We start from the raw sequence: 18,243 nt of genomic DNA on the forward strand, positions 1-18,243 counted from the left end.
GGTGTGTGAGAACCGGCGCGTGAGGCCGGTGAAAGGGAACCGGCGAAAAAGGAATGGTGAAAGAGGCCAGGACATGGACGTGACCACGTGACCAGAGCATTCGTCGGGATGATCGCAGGGATGGCGCTGGCCTTCGCCGGTTTCTTCGGAGGTTTCGGCGCGTTCCTGCTCGTGGCCGCACTGGGCGGCCTGGGGTGGGCCGCGGGCCACTGGTTCGACGGCGGAGGCCGCTTCCAGGATCTGCGCGACGGCTATGCGCGGAGCCGTCGATGACCACGGCGGACCGGCGCGGCACCACGACCGTCTCGGAGAAAGCGGTCCGAAGGATCGCCGAGCGGGCGGCCACCGAGGCGGGGCCTGGGACAGGAGCCGAGCCTTTCGAGGCCCGGGCCCGGGCCTCGAAAGGCTCGGCCGACGTGCACGGCCGCCGGGCGGACGTGCGGGTCGACGTCACCCTGCCCTACCCGGCGCCACTGCCGGAGGCCGTCCGCCGGCTCCAGGACCATGTCACCGCCCGCACGCACCAGTTGACCGGCCTTGACGTCACCAGAGCGCGTGTCGGCGTCACTGCCCTGGTGCCGGACCTGGCCGCAGTGCCGGTGCCGTACCCGGACCTGCATTCGTACCCGGACCCGGACGCGGACGCGGTCCTCGCACCGGTCGCGGCGAAGACCCGACCGCTGAACTCGCGCACGCCGCTGCGGTGGTGGTCAGAACGACGGCTGCCGGTCCTGCTGCTCGCCCTGTCGGCCCTGATGGCCTGCGGCGCGCTCGCGGTCGACCTGCTTATCGTGCACGCCGCAGACCGGTCGGCGGCGGTCTGGCGCACCGACGCCCTGCACTGGCTCTCGCAGCACGGCCCCGGTGAGGCGACCGTCACGGTCTCCGCCGTCGCGGTCGCGCTCCTCGGTCTGCTGATGATCGTCCTGGCCCTCACCCCAGGACACCGCGGACTGCTCACGCTCACCGCGCCCGCTCCGAACCTCCGGGCGGCCCTGGACCGTACGGCGGTCGCCGCGCTCGTCGGGGACGCGGTGGGACAGATACAGGGGATCGGTCCGGTGAAGGTGCGGGTGCGCCGCCGCAGCGTCAGAGTCCGGGCCGGCCTGGCCTTCGGCCACCGCGCCCTGGCTCTCGACGAGGCCCGGCAGACGGCCCGCCGGGTGCTGGAGAGCTGCAATCTGCGTCGCCCACCACGACTGCGCGTCCGGGTGCGGCCCGGGACCGCCTGGGATCCCGGTACGACGGTTGGGGACGGCGGAGGAGCGCAGCGTACGCTCACGGCCGGTGCCGACGACACGGCCCTCGAAGGAGTCACCCGCTGATGCGACGTTCCCGTACGGTCCTCGACCGGACCGCCCTCGCCGTGGTCGGCCTGGTGTTCCTCCTCGGCGGTAGCTGGCTTGCCCTCACCGGGGCCCCCTGGGCCACGCGCCTTCCGTCCTGGTGGCCTGAGCCCGGCGCCCGTGCCGTACTGGTGGACGCGGCCGGTCTCGCAGACCTGCGCTCCACGGGGTGGTGGACGCCTGTGGTCATGGCCGCCTCGATCACCGCGACCGCCCTTCTGGCTCTGTGGTGCGTCCGCCTGCTGCGCGCCGGGGCCCGCCCGTCGATTCCGCTGCCCGCGCCCGGCGGGACGCTGCGGACCCGGGCCCTGGAGGACGTCATGACCCGGCACGCGGTCGGGATCGGCGGTGTCACCCGTTGCCGCACCCGAGTCCTCGTACAACGCGAGCGGCTGCAGGTGCGCCTGCACGTCAGGCTCCAGCCCGACGTGACCCCGGCCGCCGTGCTGCCCGCCCTCGCCGAGCTCGCGGGCCGAACAGAGAGCTCCCTCACCCCGTACAGCGTGCGCACGCAGGTCCGCTTCTCCACCCGTTCGCACCGTAGGCCTCATGTCCGCTGAACCAGGGCCCGCCGTCACCGGCGGCGGCCCGCGCGCGCTGGAGCCGCTATGGCGTCGCTCCCGGACCCCGGCCGCCTGGGGGGTCGCGCTGCGCCGTACGCCGCTGTCGATGTGGCGTGACGACGTCTCCGACTACGCGGCAGCCCTCACCTACTACTCGATCCTTGCGGTCCTGCCCTCCCTGCTCGTCACCGTCATCGCCTTCAGCCTGATCAGTCCGGGCACCGCCGAGGACTTCATCGCCCACGTCACCGCCTATGCCCCGGACCAGTCCGGCACCCAGCTGCACGACGTGCTGACTCGTACGATGCGAGACGGCTCGGCAGCCTGGACGCTGTTGGGCGGCGGCATCGTGAGCGCACTGTGGTCCGCCTCCAGCTACCTCGCCGTCTTCCGCCGCGCCCTGCACCGTATGCACCACGAAGCCGATCAACGGTCGCCCTGGCACACCGCACCCCGCATCCTGCTCACCGCCTTCGCCCTGCTCGGCCTGCTGCTCGTCAGCGCGCTCCTCCTGCTGCTGACCGGGCCGATCGCCGAGACCGTCGGCCGTATTCTCGGCTTCGACGCGGTGGCGGCGTGGGCCTGGAACCTACTGCGCTGGCCACTCCTGCTGTGCTTGGTGGCGCTGCTGGTGGTCATCGTCTTCCACACCGGTCCCGTACAGGCCCGTCGCCGGAAGCACAGCGTCCCCGGCGGGATCCTGGCGGCGGGCCTGTGGCTCGTCGTCTCCGGAGGGTTCGCCCTGTACACCTCCGCCCTCGGCACCTACAGCAAGCTCTACGGCTCCCTCGCGGGCGCGGTGGTCTTCCTCATCTGGCTGTGGCTGTCCAATCTCGCGCTGCTCGCCGGGGCGCAGTTCACCGCCGAACTGAGCGGGCTGAGCAGAAGAGACCGACCGGCACAGCCGCCGGTGGAGGGACCTCCCGAAGCGGCCTGAGCCGAGTGCTGTGATCCCTTGCGCCGCTCTCCGCGTCTCGCAATACTTAGCCTCATGGCACAGTATTCGGCGCAACTGGACGGGGTGTTCGTCGCGCTCGCCGACCCGACCCGGCGTGCCGTCGTCCGGCGTCTCGGCCGCGGCTCCACGAGCGTCGGCGAACTCGCCCGCGAGTTCCCCATGACCCTTCCCTCGTTCATGAAGCACGTGCGCACGCTCGAAGCGAGCGGGCTGATCCGCACGGTCAAGACCGGCCGGGTCCGCACCTGTGTGCTCAACCGCGACCGGCTCGCCCTCGTCGACGACTGGCTGGCGGAGCAGCGCCGCACCTGGGAGGAGCGGACCGACCGACTCGAACAGTTCGTCACCGACCCGGAGGAGAACACCCCGTGAACCCCGTGAACCCTGCGGACCCCGTGATTCCCCTGAATCCCGACCTCGATCTCAGCCTGGAGCGGATCATCCGTGCCCCGCGCGCGACGGTGTGGAGCGCCTGGGCCGAACCGTCCCGGCTGGAGAGGTGGTGGCTCCCGGCTCCCATGCGCTGCCGGGTGGACCAGTTGGAGCTGCGGCCCGGCGGGGGGTTCGTGACGCGGATGAGTGACGACGGCACCGCGTTCGTCCCCCATCTGGACGCGTGCTTCCTGGCTGTCGACGAAGGCCGGCGGATCGTGTTCACCAACGCGATCGACAGCACCTGGCGTCCGGCGGATCCGGCGCCGGTCACGATGACCGCCACGATCACGCTGCACGACCATCCGGACGGTACGGACTACCGGATGCTCGTGCGGCACGGCGACCCGGGGTCCCGCGCCCGCCATGACAAGCTCGGCTTCGCCGACGGCTGGGGCACGGTCGCGGGTCAACTGGCCGCACTCGTCGAGGGGATGGCGCCGCGATGAAGATCACCCTCACCGAGTTCGTCACGCTCGACGGGGTCAGCCAGGGGCCCGGTTCGCCGGACGAGGACACCAGCGGCGGGTTCAGCCACGGTGGTTGGCTCGTACCCCACATCGACGGGACGTTCGTCCAGCGCGTCTCCGACTGGCTCGACCTCGCCGACGGCCTGCTGCTCGGCCGCCGTACATATGAGGCATTCGCCCGTGACTGGCCGAAGATCACCGACCCCGACGACCCGTTCACCGGCCGGATGAACTCGCTGCCGAAGTACGTCGTCTCCAACACCCTCACCGAGGGGGCCTGGCATCCCACGACCGTGCTCAACGGCGACCCGCTCCGGACGGTCGCCGAACTGAAGTCGCGACCGGGACGGGAATTGCAGATCCACGGCAGCGCCCGCCTGGGCGAGGCGCTGCTCGCTGCGGGACTCATCGACACGCTCCGCCTCGTCGTCGCACCCACGGTGCTGCGGACCGGCCGGCGTCTGGTGACCGGTCCAGGAACGCCGTCCGGCCTGCGACTGCTCCACCACGAAGCGACACCGAACGGCCTGCTGCTCCTCGAATACGAGACGACCGGCCGGGCGCCCACCGGTGAGTACCAGGGCGTCACCGACCACCTCTAGGAGGGGGTGTCCGGGCTGTCGGGGCGGGCGCTGTGGTCGCGGTGGCCCTTCGTGCGGCGGTCCTCCTTCAGCTCGGCTTCGTAGAGGTGGTCGCGCCCGTCGGCGAGGTCGCGCACTACGTGTCGCTCCAGTTCCTTGAACGGCTGGTAGTAGGTCCCGTCGTATGCCTCGACGATCTGGAAAGTCCAGTGGCCGGGGATCACGTTGCGGCCCAGGATCTCGCGCTCCACACGGTCGGCGTACTCGGTGTGGCCCGCCTCGCGGAGGAGCCTGACCGCGCGGTCCAGCTCCAGATCGGCTCCGCCGGTCAGTTGGTGGAAGGAGTACAGGTGTCCCCGGGCCCGTTCGGTGGTCTCCAGTGCCTTGGACAGCGCACCGAGCGCTTCCACGGTCTCGTCACTGACTCCCTCGGGGCGCTGATGGGCGCGGTCGGGACCGTCGTTCGGTTGGTTCATGCTCTGCCGCATGCCCGGGGAACGCGGACACATATGCCGCCGCGGCGGCACGAGTGCCCGGATGGCGCACGAAGCCTGCCAGCGCTGCTGGATCCGCTACCACTGCCGGAGCGGCCACCACTGCCGGCGCGGTCACCGCCTGCTGCGCCTGCCGCGCCCGCCGCGCGGTGACCGCGTTCGCCCTACGGCGTCTGCTCGGCGCCGGTGAACAGGGCGATCAGGCTATCGGGTGTCTTGGCGCCGTAGAGGAGTTCATGGAGTTCGGTGCCCTCGGCGGCGGCTTCGGCGCCGCGGGTGAACATGGCCTGCTCATATTCGGCGAGGGCGCCTTCGAGGTCGTCGGGGCGGGCGGCGAGGGCCTTGCCGAGTTCGGCGCCGTCGTACATGGCGAGGTTGGCGCCTTCGCCGTTCGGGACCGAGAGGTGGGCGGCGTCGCCGAGCAGGGTCACCCCCGGCACCCTGTCCCACCGGTGCCCGACGGGCAGGGCGTTGAGCGAGCGCAGGACCGGCGCGGTCTCACTTCCGGTGATCAGCGCGGTGAGCTCCGGTGCCCAGCCGTCGAACTCCCTCGCGATTCGCATGGTGGCCGCGGCGGAGTCGCCGAAGTCGATGCCGGCGAACCACTCCCGCGACTCGCTGAGCATCACGTACGCGTGAAGGGTACCCTCGGTCTCCCGGTGGGCCAGGATCGCCCTGCCCGGCGTGAGTGCGAACATCGACCCGCCGCCGACCGCCTTCGCACTGGCCGGATGCCGGGTCTCGCTGTCGAACAGGTAGGTCTCGACGAACGACATGCCGGCGTACTCCGGGGTGGTGGCGGTGAGCAGCGGCCTGACCCGGGACCATGCGCCGTCCGCGCCGACCAGCAGGTCCGTGGCGACGGTGGTGCCGTCGGCGAAGGTCACCTCGTGCCGCCTCTCGCCGAGTGCGCGGGTACCGCTGACCTTGTGCCCCCACCGGACGGTGCCGGCCGGGAGCGAGTCGAGCAGGATCCGCCGCAGTTCACCGCGCAGCACTTCGGGGCGGACCCCTGTGCCGTCGTCGGCCTTGTCGAACAGGACGGACCCGTCCACGCCGAGAACCCGTATCGCCTCGCGGCCCTCGAGGACGAGGTCGCGGAACTCGTCGAGGAGGCCTGCCGACTCCAGAGCGAGTTGGCCGTTGTAGTCGTGGATGTCGAGCATTCCGCCCTGCGCACGTGCCGTCGGTGAGGCCTCGGCCTCGTAGACAGTGGCCGGGATGCCGTGGACGTGCAGTACGCGGGCCAGCGTGAGGCCGCCGAGCCCGGCGCCGATGATCGTGACGTGTGTGAGCCGACCGGTCATGGGGATTCCTTGCCTGTAGTACGCCCGCCGGAGGTGTGCCCGGCGGGATCTCCAGCAAGGTCTCAGCGCTCGCCGACAGGCCGCCGACACCGGACCGACAGCCCTCGACAGGCGACCGACACGGGTGACGGACACGGCTGACCCACACGGGCGAACGGCAGCGGTGACCCGCACCGGTGAGCGGCACCGGCGAGCGGCACCGGACCCTCGCCCTGGGGTCGGCCGGCAGCGTTCACAGGTCGACGACCGTGCCCCAGCCCTCGCGGACGGCGACAGCGTGGGCGACATGCGCCGCGGCCACGTCCAGAGCGGCATGCCCGGTGGACTTGAACAGGGTCGGTCCGGTCTCGTTCCGGCGGCCGGGATGCGTACCGGAGAGGACGGAGCCGAGAAGGACGACGGGCTTTTCCGCGGGCAGGTCCTGCAGTTCGTACGCGCCCGCCGGCGGTGCGGCGGCGTGGGCGCCCGGCCACTCCGTGAAGAGGAGGGCGTCGCGGACGGTGTCGGCGTCCACCTCGGGACCGTGGGAGCCGCCCACCGAACTGACATGGACGCCGGGGGCCAGCCAGTCCCGGCGGATCACCGGCTGGACGGCGCCGGTGCAGCAGAACACCACAGCGGCACCGCGTACGGCCGCTTCGGCGTTCGGCGCGGCCTCGGCCGCGGGGTGCAGACCGGCGGCGGAGCGGACCCGCCGTGGATCGCGCCCGGCCACGGAGACGGGCGTCGTGGGGTCGAGGAGGGCGAGCAGGGCGAGTTGGGCCCGCGCCTGGGCCCCGGCACCGAGAACGGCGATGCGGCCGGGTCGTGGCGCGGCCAGGGCGAGAGCGCTGTGGGTGGCAGCCGCGGCCGTACGTATCCCGGTGAGGGACTCGGCGTCGAGGAGGGCCAGCGGGTGGCCGTCCTCGGGGTCGAAGAGGGCGACGATGCCACGGTGGCTGCTCCGTCCCGCCTGAGCCGGGTCCGCGAACACGGAGACGAGTTTTGCCGCCAGCCCGAGTCCGGGGACATAACCGGGCATGACACCCAGCAGGCCGCCTGGCGCGAGGGCCGCCACCCGCGGCGGTGCGGAGGCCTCGCCCCGGCTGACGGCGATCAGCGCCTGTGCCACGGCGTCCATGACCCGGTGTGGGTCGAGCGCCGCGCGGGTCTGGGCGCGGTCGAGAACGAGGACGCCGCTCATACGGGTCCCTTCGCGGGGTCGGCGGAGGGTCTGGAGGTGCCGGGGGCGGTCAGGAGCCGGCGCAGTGCGTCGGTGGCATCGCGCAGATGTTCCCGCAGGTCAGGCAGGCGGGAGGGGGTGAACTCGGCGTCCAGGCCGACCACCGTCACCGCGCAGACCGGCGCGCCGGACGTGGGGGAAACGGCGCGGGCGAGCGAGGCGACGGGCTGTTCGCTGCGGCCGTGCTCCTCGGCGAATCCGGTCCGCTCCGCGCGTTCGAGGTCGGCGAGCAGCCCGTCGGGACCCTCAAGCGGGTGTCCGGCCGCTTCGGCGGGACGCAGGTAGGGGGATCGGGCGGCGGGAGCGAGCGCGGCGACCAGGGCGAGAGGGCCCGCGAACCGGTGGACGGGCAGTCCCTCGCCGATCAGGTCGGAGATCATCGCGAGCCGCTCCGGCCGGACGGCGTCGATCACCCGTGACCGGTCCTCCTCCAGGACCTGGAGGTTGGCCATCATGCCGGTGCGTGCGGACAGCTCGGTGAGCACCGGGCGGGCGATGGCCGTCAGTGAGTTCCTGGCCGCGGACCACGACAGCTGGAGCACCGCGGTACCGGGCAGGTAGCGGTCTCCGGCCCGCAGCACCCATCCCCGGCGTACCAGATCGAGGAGGACACGGTAGGCGGTCGCGCGGTGCAGCCCGACCTCCTCGGCCAGGTCGGTCAGGCGCGGGGGGTGCGATGACCGGGCGACGGCCTCGACCAGGTCCAGGGCCTTGTCGACGGCGGTGCGGGGTGCTTCGGGCACGTCCGACCACTCCTTGTGGCGTCGGGGTGGGGCAGCGTACGGTGACGCATGTTGCGGGAGACGTTACATGTGTTACGTACAGCGCAACAGCCCTACCCTACTGCAGCGCAACAACCCTGCGTACAGCGCGACAACTTGCTGCACGCCGCACTGCACCACCCCGAGCTGGAAGCCCCACGAGCGAGAGGCGAAGATGACGAACGAGGCCTCGGGAGCGACGACCCCGCACGCCCCGCCACCCGCCGGCACGCTCGCCGTGTACCGCGGTGCCACGCTGTTCGACGGAACCGGACGGGCGCCCCGGCCGTCCACGTCGATCGTCATCGACGGCGCGTCGATCCGGGCGGTCGGTGACGACGCCGAGATCGCCGCCTCACTGCCCGCCGACGCGCGCGTCCACGACCTCGACGGACGCTTCGTCATGCCGGGTCTCATCGACTCCCACCAGCACATCGCGACACCGCCCGACCGGCCCGCCGCCGAGGCGGTCCTCGACCGCCTCGTCCACAGCGGTGTCACGGCGATCCGCGACATGGCGGACGACCTGCGCCAGGTCGGCGACCTCGCGCGGGCCACCCTCGTCGGCGAGATCCCCGGCCCGGACATCCGCTACGCCGCGCTGATGGCCGGACCCGGCTTCTTCGACGACCCGCGCACCCACCAGGTGTCCCAGGGGGAGACCCCGGGCGCCGTGCCATGGATGCAGGCCGTCACCCCGGACACCGACCTGCGGGTGGCGGTGGCCCTGGCGCGCGGCACCCATGCCGCCGCGATCAAGGTGTACGCCGACCTCGACCACCGCACGGTGGCCGCCGTCACCGCCGAGGCACACCGGCAAGGCGTGCCCGTCTGGGCCCACGCCGCCGTCTTTCCCGCCACGCCCCGACAGGTCGTCGAGGCCGGTGTCGACAGCGTCTCCCACGTCACGCTGCTCGCCTTCGAGGGCGCCGACGGGCCGCTGACGACGTACAAGGACAAACCGTGGGTCGACCACGGGAGGTTCGCCGCCGAGGACGATCCGCACCTCGACGAACTCTTCGCCCTGATGTGCCGCCGCGGAACCGTTCTCGACGCGACCGCCGGCATGTGGGAGAGCGACGAGCTGATGGGCGAGGGGCCAGAGGACGCCGCACGCGCGCGTGCCAACGCCCAGCTCGCCGCGCACATCACGGCTCAGGCGTACCGCGCCGGTGTCGACCTCTCGACGGGTACCGACTACGAGACCGCTCCCGGGGACCCCTTCCCCGCGCTGTTCGAGGAGCTGGCGTTCCTCGTGCGCCGCTGTGGCATCCCGCCCGAGGAGGTGCTGCGTTCGGCCACCCTGATCGGCGCCCGGAGCGCCGGGGCCGAGGACATCATGGGCAGCGTGGAACCCGGCAAGCTCGCCAACTTCGTCGTCCTGGACGAGAATCCGCTGCTCGACATCGACCACCTGCGCAGCGTCACCCTCACCGTCAAGCGCGGCCACCGCTTTGAGCGCGGCGCGTACAAGGAAGCCCGATGACCTCCACCCCGATGCCCCACGACCCGATGAACCGCAGGCCGACGACCTCCACGCCTATGATCATCAACGCGCTCGGGCAGCTCGACAACCCCAACGCGCCCCGGTCCGCCGACGCCGCCGCCCAGCTCAACCAGAGCAGCGAGCAACTCACCATCGACGCCCGGACCCTGGCGGACGCCCACGCCTCGGGCCTCACGGCCGTCAACATCACCCTCGGCTACACGATGGGCGACCTGCCCCCGTACGAGCACACGCTGCACGAGATCGACGTGTGGGACGGGATCGTGCGGGAGCACGCCGCGGACCTGCTGAAGGTGCGCACGGTCGCCGACCTCCACCGGGCACGGGAATCGGGCCGCATCGGTGTCGTCTACGGCTTCCAGAACGCCGTCGCGGTCGGCGATGACACCGACCGAGTCGCCACGTTCGCCGAGTTGGGCGTGCGTGTCGTCCAACTCACCTACAACCAGGCCAACCACATCGGTGACGGCTCCATGGCGCCGGCCAACCGGGGCCTGAGCGACTTCGGCCGCCGCGTGGTCGAGGCACTCAACGAACACCACCTGATGGTCGACCTCTCGCACAGCGGCGAGCGCACCTGCCTGGAGGCCGCGGCCCTCTCCCGTACGCCGGTGTCGATCAACCACACCGGCTGCCGGGCGCTCGCCGATCTGCCCCGCAACAAGACCGACGAGGAACTGCGGCTGGTCGCCTCGCGCGGCGGGTTCGTGGGCATCTACTTCATGCCGTTCCTCAGCCTGTCCGGTCATGCCACTGCCGCGGACGTCGTCGAGCACATCGACCACGCCGTGAACGTGTGCGGTGAGGACCACGTCGGCATCGGTACCGACGGGCCCGTCACCTCGATCGACGACCTGGACGCCTACCGCGCGGATCTCGCCGAGCATGTGTCGCTGCGCCGGGCGGCCGGAGTCGGCGCGGCGGGCGAGCGCGCCGACACGGTCCCCTTCGTGCTCGATCTGCGCGGGGTGGACCAGTTCAGGGAACTGATCCACCTCCTGGAACGGCGCGGATACCGCTCCGAACGCATCGAGAAGATCCTCGGACGCAACTTCCTCGACTACGCGGACCGGGTGTGGTCGAAGACCACGTGAGGCCCCAAGGCCCCCTGGCCCCCAAGGCCTGCTGGCCCCCAAGGCCCGCTGGCCCCCGAGGCCCGCTGACCCCCAAGGGCCCCGAAAGACCCTGTGGTCCCTGAGGACTACTTGAGGGCCGTCGCGAACAGCGGCACCACGTGCTCCAGCGCGTAGTCCACCGACAGCACGGAGTCCATCGCGAAGGCCGAGCTGATGTTCTTGTCGTCGAAGACGACGGAGTGGCCCTTCCGCACGGACGGTACGGCCTTGAAGAGGGGATCGGAGCTGATCTTCTTCGCGGTGACGCCGATGGGAGCCAGCACGGTCAGGTCGGCGTCGAGGAGGTTGAGATTCTCCTCCGAGACGGGCACGGAGAACGCGGACCCGGCCTTGGCCTCGATGGCGGGGTTGTTCTCGAACCCGAGCCGCTCGACGAAGTCCACCCGGCCGGTGCCGCGGACGTACGCGCCCCAGGCGGAAGCGGTCCGCGAGCCGAGCGTGATGGTCTTGCCCTTGAACTCCGGGTGCGCCTTCGCCGCGTCGGTGAACTTCTTCTCGGTCTCGGCGATCAGCTTCTCGCCGTCGTCGGAGAGGCCGAGGGCCTGGGCGACCATGGTGGTCTGCTTCGCCCAGGAGATCTTGTACTGGTCGCCGCCCTTCGGTACTCCGACGGTCGGCGCGATCTTGCTGAGGGTGTCGTAACGCGTCCGGTCGCCACTGGACTTGGTGTCCAGGATCAGGTCGGGCTTCAGGGCCGCGATCTTCTCGTACTCGGGCTCCAGCGTGCCGATCTTCTGCGGGCTCTTGTCGTAGCGGCCCTTGGCCCAGGGCCCGAGGCCGTCGCCGCCGAAGGCGAGCCAGTCGCTGGCCCCGACCGGCTGCACGCCGAGCGAGAGCGCGGCCTCGGCGTCTCCCCAGCCGAGCGCCACCACGCGCTTGGGCGCCTCGTCCACGGTGACCGTGCCGAACTTGGTGGCGACCTTCGCCGGGAACGCGCCGTCGGACGGCTGGGCGGCGCTGTCCTGGGTGCCGGACTCGTCGGACGAACCGCAGGCGGCCGGCGCCCCCATGAGGGTGAGCGCGAGGGCGCCGGTCAGCAGGCGCGTACGGCCCGTGCGGCGTCGGACGCCGGAGTCGGCGGGGCGAGGGGACATGGGTGTGCTCTTTTCGGGAGAAGGAGGCGGGTGGAAACGGTGACGGGGGTCAAAAGCGCCCTGGCCGGGCGTCGTCGGCCGGTGACGCCGTGATGTGATGGCGCCCCATCGGCACGATCAGGGGGGTGGCCGACGCCGGGTCCGGGACGACCGCGCTGCGCAGCCCGAACACCTCGTGGACCAGGTCCTCGGTGACGATCGCGGTCGGGCTGCCCTCGGCGACCACCCGGCCGTTCTTCATCGCGATCAGGTGGTCGGCGTACCGGCACGCGAGGTTGAGGTCGTGCAGGACGACGGCGAGGGTGACACCGCGCTGCCGGTTGAGGTCGGTGAGCAGGTCCAGGACCTCCAGTTGGTGGCTGATGTCGAGGTAGGTGGTGGGCTCGTCCAGCAGCAGGATGTCGGTCTCCTGGGCCAGGGCCATGGCGATCCAGACGCGCTGGCGCTGCCCGCCGGACAGCTCGTCGAGCGGCCGGTCGGCGAGGTCGAGGACGTCGGTGGCGAGCATGGCCGCGGCGACGGCCTCGGTGTCGGCCGCCGTCCAGCGCCGGAACCAGCCCTGGTGCGGATACCGGCCGCGGCCGACCAGATCGGCGACGGTGACGGACTCCGGTGCCACCGGGGACTGCGGCAGCACGCCCAGGGTCGCGGCCACCTGACGGGTGGGCAGTTCCTGGATGCTGCGGCCGTCGAGGAGGACGGCCCCCGCCGACGGCACGAGCAGCCGTGCCATCGAGCGCAACAGGGTGGACTTGCCACACGCGTTGGGGCCCACGACGCAGGTGATGCGGCCGGGTGGCAGGTCGACGTCGAGCTTCGAGATGATCTCGCGCTCTCCATAGCCGAGCGTGAGATCCCGGGCCTGAAGGGTGTGCGGGACGGGGGAGTCGTACGGGGCGTTCGGCTCGCTCGGGTCGTGCGGGTCCTGCGGGTCGTGCCGGTCGTACGAGTCGTGCGGGGAGGTCACCGTCGTCTCCTTGAGCGTGCCGAGCGGTTCGCGGGCCTCGCCGGAACCTTCGTCTGGACGTCGCGTCACGGTCAGCCGCCCCTGCCCACGCGGTTGGCGCGCGCGAGCAGCCACAGCAGATACGGCGCGCCGACGAGGCTGGTCACGATCCCCACCGGCAACTGCGTACCGGGGACGAGGTGCTGAGCCGCGTAGTCGGCGGAGAGGACCAGCGCGGCGCCGACCAGGGCCGAGGGCACCAGCGCCGCGCCGTGTCCGGGGAGCAGACGTCGGGCGATGGGCGGGGACACGAAGGCGACGAATCCGACGGGCCCCGCGGCGGCCGTCGCCAGGCCCGCGAGGGCGGTCGCGCAGGCCAGCATGGCGAGCCGGTCCCGCTCGACCCGCGCTCCCAGACCGCCGGCGGCCTCGTCGCCCAACTGCAGGGCCGGCAGGGCGCGCGAGCCCACCAGCGCCAGGGGCAGCAGCACGACCGCCCCGCCGAACAGGGGCCAGAAGTGTGTCCAGGAGCGGCCGTTGAGACTGCCGGTCAGCCACAGGAAGGCGTTCTGGGCCTCGGTGACGTCCGACCGCGTCATGACGTACGAGATGACGCTCGACAGGCCCGTACCGATGCCGATGCCCACGAGGACCAGGCGGTAGCCGCTGATCCCCTTGCGCCAGGCCAGCAGGTACACCGCCGCCCCGGTCAGCAGCGCACCCGTCAGGGCGACCGCCGACAGCGCGATCCCGCTCAGCCCGAGGACCATGCTCGCGAGGACGGCGGCGGCGCTCGCTCCCGCGCTGACGCCGATGACATCGGGACTGGCGAGCGGGTTGCGCAGCAGACCCTGGAACACCGCTCCGGAGAGACCGAAGCAGCCGCCGACCAGCAGAGCCAGCAGGGCGCGCGGCAGGCGCAGTTCGAGGACGACGAACCGGGTTCCCCCGTCGCCGCCCCCGGCCAGGGTGGCGAGCACGTCGGCGAGCGGAATGACGAAGTCGCCGGTGGTGAGGGACAGGGCGAACGCCGCGAGGACGACGGCGAGCAGGACGCCGCTCACGAGGGCGCCACGGGCCCGCCGACGGCGTCTGACGCGGACCAGCCGGGCCACGGCGTCGTGTGCGGCGGCGGGGGAGGGGCGACCAACCGTACCGACCGCGAGGGTCGCGCCGGTCGCGCCGACCGCGCCGGTCGGCTCCGGGTGTGCGGCGGCCGTACCGCTCGCGGAGGTGGTCCTGCGGTTCACAGTTCGACCACGTTCCGGCGGCGGACGAGCAGGACGAAGGGGATGGCGCCCAGCGCGGCGGTGATCACACCGACCTGTACCTCACCGGGGCGCGCGATCAGGCGCCCCACGACGTCCGCGAAGAGCAGCAGGGCCGGTGCGAGCAGTGCGCTGTAGGGGAGGATCCACTTGTAGTCGGGGCCGGTGATCAGACGTGCCGCGTGCGGAACCGCCAGGCCGAGGAACCCGATCGGTCCGGCGATCGCGGTGGCCGCGCCGCAGAGCAGCACGACACTCGCGGCGCCGGTCAGCCGTACGGCGACGATGCGCTGCCCCAGACCGCGCGCGAGGTCGTCGCCGAGAGCGAGGGCGTTGAGGGAGGGGCCAAGCAGCAGGGCCGACACTCCGCCGACGGCGATGAAGGGGAGCGCCTGCCACAGGACATCGAGGTCACGGCCGTTGAGCGCGCCCACCTGCCAGAACCGGAACTGGTCGAACGTCCGGCTGTCCCTGAGCAGCATGGCGCTGGTGAGGGAGCCCAGCACGGCGGTGGTGGCCGCTCCCGCGAGGGCCAGTTTCACGGGCGTCGCACCCTCGCGGCCCAGGCTGCCGATCCCGTACACGAGGACGGCGGCGACACAGGCCCCGAGGAAACCGAACCAGATGTACTCGGCGGGCTCGGTCAGCGACAGCACGCTGATGGCGAGGACGACGGTCACGGAGGCGCCCGCGTTGACGCCCAACAGGCCCGGATCCGCGAGGGGGTTGCGTGCGATGCCCTGCATCAGGGCGCCGGCGACCCCGAGCGCCGAACCGGCGAGCAGACCGGCGAGCGTGCGGGGGAGGCGGACCTCCTGGATGATCATCTGGCCGTGGACGGAGCGGTCGGGGCTGAACACCCCGGCCGCCACGTCGTGCAGCGCCACGTCACCCGAACCGACGGCGAGGCTGAGCACGCTCATGGCGGCCAGTGCCAGGGCGGCCCCGAGCAGGCCCGCGCCGAGTGCGGGGCTGCCGTGGCGGCGGCGGGCGCGCGTGGCGTCGGCGGGTCCGGGCGGCGAGAGGGGGACGGTCACGCGACGCGTATCCGAGGGTGCGTGCCGTGGGTGTACGGCGACGGGGCGAAGCACACGTGAGGTCGTCCTTGTCCGCCCGCTCGCGGGCAGCGCAGAGTTACGGAACCGGGTGTTCCGTCCACTAAGGTAAGGCAAACCTAACATCAGGAAAGACGCTGTACGCATCCGCTCCCGGTGGGGTCATCTCGCCCTGCGCTCCGGGCCCGCCAGGATCCTGGCCTCGATCCGTTCGTAGTCCTTCTTGCGCCGCTGGGTCTCGCGGCGCCCCGAGAACAGCGTGCCGAGCCAGCCGAACGCGAAGCCCAGGGGGATCGACACCAGGCCGGTCGTGGTGAACGGGAACCAGTTGAAGTCGGCCTGCGGAAAGGCCGCCATGGGTGTCCCGGACACCAGCCGGGTGCCCGGCATCAGGACGAGGACCGTGAGGGAGCCGCCGATGAGCGTGCTCAGCAGACCGGTGCGGGTGTACCGGCGCCAGAAGAGGCTGTAGACGAGCGCGGGGGCGATGGCCGAGGCGGCCAGGCAGAAGGAGAGCGTCGCCAGGGGCTGGAGGCTGCGGTGCTGGATGAGGCCGGCCAGCACGATCGTGGGGATGCCGACGGCGAGCGCGGAGACCCGGGCGACGGTCATCTCCCGTACGGATGAATGAGGGGTGGCGCGGCTGGCGTAGACATCGTGGGCCAGGGAGTTGGCGCAGGCCAGGATCATGCTGGCGACCGAGGCGAGCAGGGTGAGGAAGATCGCCGCCGTGACCGTGGTGAACAGGAAGGTCTCGGCGCGGGTGACGTCCGTGCCGAAGACCGCCCGGGAGCCCAGGAGATAGGCCGTGTTGCCCCGCGGGTCGGCCGTGGTGATGCCGGTCCGGCCCAGGAGCGCGGTCGCCCCGATCGCGACGATGGTGATGATCAGCATGAACAGGGCCACCGACGAGACCGCCCAGGACATCGAACGGCGTACCTGCCGTGCGCTGTCCGCCGTGAACATGCGCATGGTGACGTGGGGCAGACAGGCGCCGCCCAGCACGATGGCGAACTGCGTGCTGATCATGTCCAGGTCGGCGTGCGGACCCCCGGCGAACTGCAGGCCGGAGCGGAGGAACGCGTCGCCCGCCCCGCTGTGCTCGGCGGCGATGCGGAACATCTCTCCCGGGTCCCACGCGAAGGCGCGGAGCATCAGGAAGGCGACCACGGACCCCGAACCGAGGAGCATGACCATCTTGAGGATCTGGATGAGGGCGGTGCCCTTCATTCCGCCGATGGCCGCATAGGTGATCATCAGGCCGCCGACGCCGATGACGCACCCGGTCTTCATCGTGGTGCTGCTGAAACCGAGGATGAAGGCGAGCAGTTGGCCGGTGCTGGCGAGCTGGACCAGCATCATCGGCATCAGTGAGGCGATGGTCACGACGCACGTGGTGATGCGCACGGCGCGGCCGGGCATCCGCCGGGCGATGGCGTCCCCCGTGGTGAACCGGCCGGTGTTCCGCAGGGGTTCGGCCAGCAGGAACATCAGCAGGAGCAGGGACAGGAGGGTACTGAGGGCGAGGACGACCCCGTCGTAGCCGCACAGCGCGATGACTCCGCCGATGGTGAGGACGGTGGCCGCGGAGATGTAGTCGCCCGCGATGGCCAGACCGTTGCGCATCGGGGACAGCGAGCGGTAGCCGGTGTAGAACTCGTCGAGGTCGTCCCGGTCCGGGCCCGCGATGACGCAGAGCAGCAGGGTGACGGTGACGACGGTGCAGAACGCGACCAGGGACCAGGTCTGCGCGGTGCCGCTGAGCTCCGTCATTGTCCGGGCTCCCGCTCGGTGGGCGGGGCCGTGCGCTGCCGCATCCGGCGTGCGAGCGGATCGACGTAACGGCTCGCCGTGTACTCGAAGAGCACGATCGCCACCCAGGTGACGGGGAGTTGGATCAGGCCGAGGACCATGCCGGTGGACAGACCGCCGCTGACGGGCTTCGTCATGAAGGCCGGGGCGCGGACGGAGAGGATCAGGAAGGCGGTGAAGTAGGCGAGGACGACGAAGGTGGCGACCCGGCGCTGTCTGCGGTAGGCCCGGCGCAGAATGCGCAGGTCGCGATGGTGTCCCGGTGCGGAGGGGCGCGTGACGCGCTCGGGTAAGTGGTCTTCGGTGGTGGCCCAGGCGGGCGGGGTGGTGGGGTGCCTGGCCCGGTGGGGCTGTGGGGCGTACGCATCCGAGGGGTCGTCGGACATCCCGGTTCTCCTAGCGCGGCGGGGGTCCGTGACATGCGCGGACCGCAGGGAGGTGGGGAGAGTTGTTCGATTTCTCGCACGCTATTCGGCGGGACCGTCAAGCGAGGCCTTTTGGTCGATCTGGCTCGTTTGTGCGCGTCAGTGACGCCGGCCTCGGACGGTGGGCCGGTCAACCGGTGAGGGGTGTGCGTGAAGGGGCGGGTGAGGGGTGGCGGGGGTCGCTCGGCGGCTCAGGGGCAAGGGCTTTCGGTCTTCGGGGCGCTTGCGGGGTCGCGGGGCCCTCGCGCCTGGTATCTTCCGGTCTCCCTCATAGGGCTCATGAGTACCCCTCCGGGAGCGCCGTGAATCCGTCCCTGTCCCTACTGCCGTGCCCGGGACGGGAGTTGGGGAGGGAAGCGGGTGTCAGGGGCGCGGCCAGGGCCGTCCGCCGAGCCGCTCGATGCCGGTGTTGAAGCGCCGCAGATAACCGGCGAACTCCGCGATGTCCTCCTCGGACCAGTCGGCCATGACCCGGTCCAGCGAGCCGACGGTCCGCTCGCGCTCCTCGTCGAGGATCCGCGCCCCCTTGTCCGTGATGCGGAACTTGCGGGCCAGTCCGCCGTCGGGATCGGGAATGCGCTCCGCGAGTCCGGCGCGCATGGCCGAGGCCGTCTGCCGGTTGAGAGTGGAGGCGTCGAGCCCGAACGCGTCGCTCAGCTCGCCGATCGACATGGGCCCCTGTACGCGGATACGGCTGAGCAGGATGTAGGAACTGCGCTCCAGCACGCTCTCCTTGCTGCGCCCGCCGTGCGCCGCGAGCGCGTGCCTGCCGAGCAGCATCTGCTCGTACTCGACCTCGTACGTCGGCCTGCCCATGTGCCACTGCCTTCCGCTGTTCCGAACAGGGCCGACGCGGCGAATTCCGG

Annotated in this window: 20 protein-coding genes; 9 read left to right on the forward strand and 11 right to left on the reverse strand. The window is 71.5% G+C overall.

Going from position 1 to position 18,243, the window contains the following annotated elements:
• Positions 1-87 precede the first annotated feature (87 nt).
• From K3769_RS38235 to K3769_RS38265, 7 genes are read left to right on the forward strand one after another with little or no spacing between them, the layout of a single operon-like run.
• Positions 88-273: a hypothetical protein gene (locus K3769_RS38235; protein ID WP_267031769.1), complete on the forward strand. Its 186-nt coding sequence runs from the start codon at positions 88-90 to the stop codon at positions 271-273.
• On the forward strand, positions 270-1,325 hold the full coding sequence (locus K3769_RS38240; protein WP_267030803.1) for a DUF6286 domain-containing protein: 1,056 nt from the start codon (positions 270-272) through the stop codon (positions 1,323-1,325). The genes K3769_RS38235 and K3769_RS38240 overlap by 4 nt, the downstream gene beginning before the upstream one ends.
• Positions 1,325-1,906 carry an Asp23/Gls24 family envelope stress response protein gene (locus K3769_RS38245; RefSeq protein ID WP_267030804.1) on the forward strand — a complete coding sequence of 194 codons (582 nt, stop codon included), beginning with the start codon at positions 1,325-1,327 and terminating at the stop codon, positions 1,904-1,906. The genes K3769_RS38240 and K3769_RS38245 overlap by 1 nt, the downstream gene beginning before the upstream one ends.
• Positions 1,896-2,846 carry a YihY/virulence factor BrkB family protein gene (locus K3769_RS38250; protein ID WP_372515118.1) on the forward strand — a complete coding sequence of 317 codons (951 nt, stop codon included), beginning with the start codon at positions 1,896-1,898 and terminating at the stop codon, positions 2,844-2,846. The genes K3769_RS38245 and K3769_RS38250 overlap by 11 nt, the downstream gene beginning before the upstream one ends.
• Before the next feature lie 54 nt (positions 2,847-2,900).
• Positions 2,901-3,239 carry an ArsR/SmtB family transcription factor gene (locus tag K3769_RS38255; protein WP_267030805.1) on the forward strand — a complete coding sequence of 113 codons (339 nt, stop codon included), beginning with the start codon at positions 2,901-2,903 and terminating at the stop codon, positions 3,237-3,239.
• Complete coding sequence (locus K3769_RS38260) at positions 3,236-3,748, forward strand: SRPBCC domain-containing protein (RefSeq protein ID WP_267030806.1); 513 nt, start codon at positions 3,236-3,238, stop codon at positions 3,746-3,748. The genes K3769_RS38255 and K3769_RS38260 overlap by 4 nt, the downstream gene beginning before the upstream one ends.
• Positions 3,745-4,371, forward strand: coding sequence for a dihydrofolate reductase family protein (locus K3769_RS38265; protein ID WP_267030807.1), 627 nt, complete (start codon positions 3,745-3,747; stop codon positions 4,369-4,371). Before K3769_RS38260 ends, K3769_RS38265 begins: the two co-directional genes overlap by 4 nt.
• Here the strand turns inward: K3769_RS38265 and K3769_RS38270 are convergent.
• The 4 genes from K3769_RS38270 to K3769_RS41000 form a co-directional block, all read right to left on the reverse strand.
• On the reverse strand, positions 4,368-4,826 hold the full coding sequence (locus K3769_RS38270; RefSeq protein ID WP_267030808.1) for a hypothetical protein: 459 nt from the start codon (positions 4,824-4,826) through the stop codon (positions 4,368-4,370). The genes K3769_RS38265 and K3769_RS38270 overlap by 4 nt on opposite strands.
• A gap of 182 nt (positions 4,827-5,008) precedes the next feature.
• Positions 5,009-6,151, reverse strand: coding sequence for an FAD-dependent oxidoreductase (locus K3769_RS38275; protein ID WP_267030809.1), 1,143 nt, complete (start codon positions 6,149-6,151; stop codon positions 5,009-5,011).
• A gap of 232 nt (positions 6,152-6,383) precedes the next feature.
• Entirely contained in the window at positions 6,384-7,334 is a 951-nt protein-coding gene (locus K3769_RS38280) for an ornithine cyclodeaminase family protein (RefSeq protein WP_267030810.1), read from the reverse strand.
• Positions 7,331-8,116: an IclR family transcriptional regulator gene (locus K3769_RS41000; protein ID WP_267030811.1), complete on the reverse strand. Its 786-nt coding sequence runs from the start codon at positions 8,114-8,116 to the stop codon at positions 7,331-7,333. Before K3769_RS41000 ends, K3769_RS38280 begins: the two co-directional genes overlap by 4 nt.
• Before the next feature lie 193 nt (positions 8,117-8,309).
• Between K3769_RS41000 and K3769_RS38290 the strand changes: the two genes are divergently transcribed.
• Positions 8,310-9,620 carry an amidohydrolase family protein gene (locus K3769_RS38290; RefSeq protein WP_267030812.1) on the forward strand — a complete coding sequence of 437 codons (1,311 nt, stop codon included), beginning with the start codon at positions 8,310-8,312 and terminating at the stop codon, positions 9,618-9,620.
• On the forward strand, positions 9,617-10,735 hold the full coding sequence (locus K3769_RS38295; RefSeq protein WP_267030813.1) for a dipeptidase: 1,119 nt from the start codon (positions 9,617-9,619) through the stop codon (positions 10,733-10,735). The genes K3769_RS38290 and K3769_RS38295 overlap by 4 nt, the downstream gene beginning before the upstream one ends.
• Positions 10,736-10,842: 107 nt before the next feature.
• Here the strand turns inward: K3769_RS38295 and K3769_RS38300 are convergent, their stop codons facing one another.
• From K3769_RS38300 to K3769_RS38330, 7 genes are all read right to left on the reverse strand, one after another.
• Positions 10,843-11,871, reverse strand: coding sequence for an iron-siderophore ABC transporter substrate-binding protein (locus K3769_RS38300; RefSeq protein WP_267030814.1), 1,029 nt, complete (start codon positions 11,869-11,871; stop codon positions 10,843-10,845).
• Between the two features lie 49 nt (positions 11,872-11,920).
• Positions 11,921-12,697, reverse strand: coding sequence for an ABC transporter ATP-binding protein (locus K3769_RS38305; RefSeq protein WP_267031725.1), 777 nt, complete (start codon positions 12,695-12,697; stop codon positions 11,921-11,923).
• Positions 12,698-12,909: 212 nt separating this feature from the next.
• On the reverse strand, positions 12,910-13,932 hold the full coding sequence (locus K3769_RS38310; RefSeq protein ID WP_372515188.1) for a FecCD family ABC transporter permease: 1,023 nt from the start codon (positions 13,930-13,932) through the stop codon (positions 12,910-12,912).
• A 131-nt stretch (positions 13,933-14,063) separates the two neighbouring features.
• Entirely contained in the window at positions 14,064-15,122 is a 1,059-nt protein-coding gene (locus K3769_RS38315) for a FecCD family ABC transporter permease (RefSeq protein ID WP_372515119.1), read from the reverse strand.
• Between the two features lie 180 nt (positions 15,123-15,302).
• Positions 15,303-16,913 carry a sodium/solute symporter gene (locus tag K3769_RS38320; RefSeq protein WP_267030815.1) on the reverse strand — a complete coding sequence of 537 codons (1,611 nt, stop codon included), beginning with the start codon at positions 16,911-16,913 and terminating at the stop codon, positions 15,303-15,305.
• Complete coding sequence (locus K3769_RS38325; RefSeq protein ID WP_267030816.1) at positions 16,910-17,338, reverse strand: DUF485 domain-containing protein; 429 nt, start codon at positions 17,336-17,338, stop codon at positions 16,910-16,912. Before K3769_RS38325 ends, K3769_RS38320 begins: the two co-directional genes overlap by 4 nt.
• A gap of 402 nt (positions 17,339-17,740) precedes the next feature.
• On the reverse strand, positions 17,741-18,193 hold the full coding sequence (locus K3769_RS38330) for a MarR family winged helix-turn-helix transcriptional regulator (RefSeq protein WP_267030817.1): 453 nt from the start codon (positions 18,191-18,193) through the stop codon (positions 17,741-17,743).
• Positions 18,194-18,243: the final 50 nt, after the last annotated feature.

It is taken from the genome of Streptomyces ortus, from assembly GCF_026341275.1.
In the GTDB taxonomy this organism is placed as follows: Bacteria; Actinomycetota; Actinomycetes; order Streptomycetales; family Streptomycetaceae; genus Streptomyces; species Streptomyces ortus.

Excerpts from the sequence above, each read along its gene's own strand:
- K3769_RS38295 (WP_267030813.1), top strand. The coding sequence starts at position 9,617 with ATGACCTCCACCCCGATGCCCCACGACCCGATGAACCGCAGGCCGACG.
- K3769_RS38255 (WP_267030805.1), top strand. The coding sequence starts at position 2,901 with ATGGCACAGTATTCGGCGCAACTGGACGGGGTGTTCGTCGCGCTCGCC.
- K3769_RS38320 (WP_267030815.1), bottom strand. The coding sequence starts at position 16,913 with ATGACGGAGCTCAGCGGCACCGCGCAGACCTGGTCCCTGGTCGCGTTC.
- K3769_RS38245 (WP_267030804.1), top strand. The coding sequence starts at position 1,325 with ATGCGACGTTCCCGTACGGTCCTCGACCGGACCGCCCTCGCCGTGGTC.
- K3769_RS38240 (WP_267030803.1), top strand. The coding sequence starts at position 270 with ATGACCACGGCGGACCGGCGCGGCACCACGACCGTCTCGGAGAAAGCG.
- K3769_RS38275 (WP_267030809.1), bottom strand. The coding sequence starts at position 6,151 with ATGACCGGTCGGCTCACACACGTCACGATCATCGGCGCCGGGCTCGGC.
- K3769_RS38250 (WP_372515118.1), top strand. The coding sequence starts at position 1,896 with ATGTCCGCTGAACCAGGGCCCGCCGTCACCGGCGGCGGCCCGCGCGCG.
- K3769_RS38280 (WP_267030810.1), bottom strand. The coding sequence starts at position 7,334 with ATGAGCGGCGTCCTCGTTCTCGACCGCGCCCAGACCCGCGCGGCGCTC.
- K3769_RS38330 (WP_267030817.1), bottom strand. The coding sequence starts at position 18,193 with ATGGGCAGGCCGACGTACGAGGTCGAGTACGAGCAGATGCTGCTCGGC.
- K3769_RS38270 (WP_267030808.1), bottom strand. The coding sequence starts at position 4,826 with ATGAACCAACCGAACGACGGTCCCGACCGCGCCCATCAGCGCCCCGAG.
- K3769_RS38300 (WP_267030814.1), bottom strand. The coding sequence starts at position 11,871 with ATGTCCCCTCGCCCCGCCGACTCCGGCGTCCGACGCCGCACGGGCCGT.
- K3769_RS38265 (WP_267030807.1), top strand. The coding sequence starts at position 3,745 with ATGAAGATCACCCTCACCGAGTTCGTCACGCTCGACGGGGTCAGCCAG.
- K3769_RS38325 (WP_267030816.1), bottom strand. The coding sequence starts at position 17,338 with ATGTCCGACGACCCCTCGGATGCGTACGCCCCACAGCCCCACCGGGCC.
- K3769_RS38290 (WP_267030812.1), top strand. The coding sequence starts at position 8,310 with ATGACGAACGAGGCCTCGGGAGCGACGACCCCGCACGCCCCGCCACCC.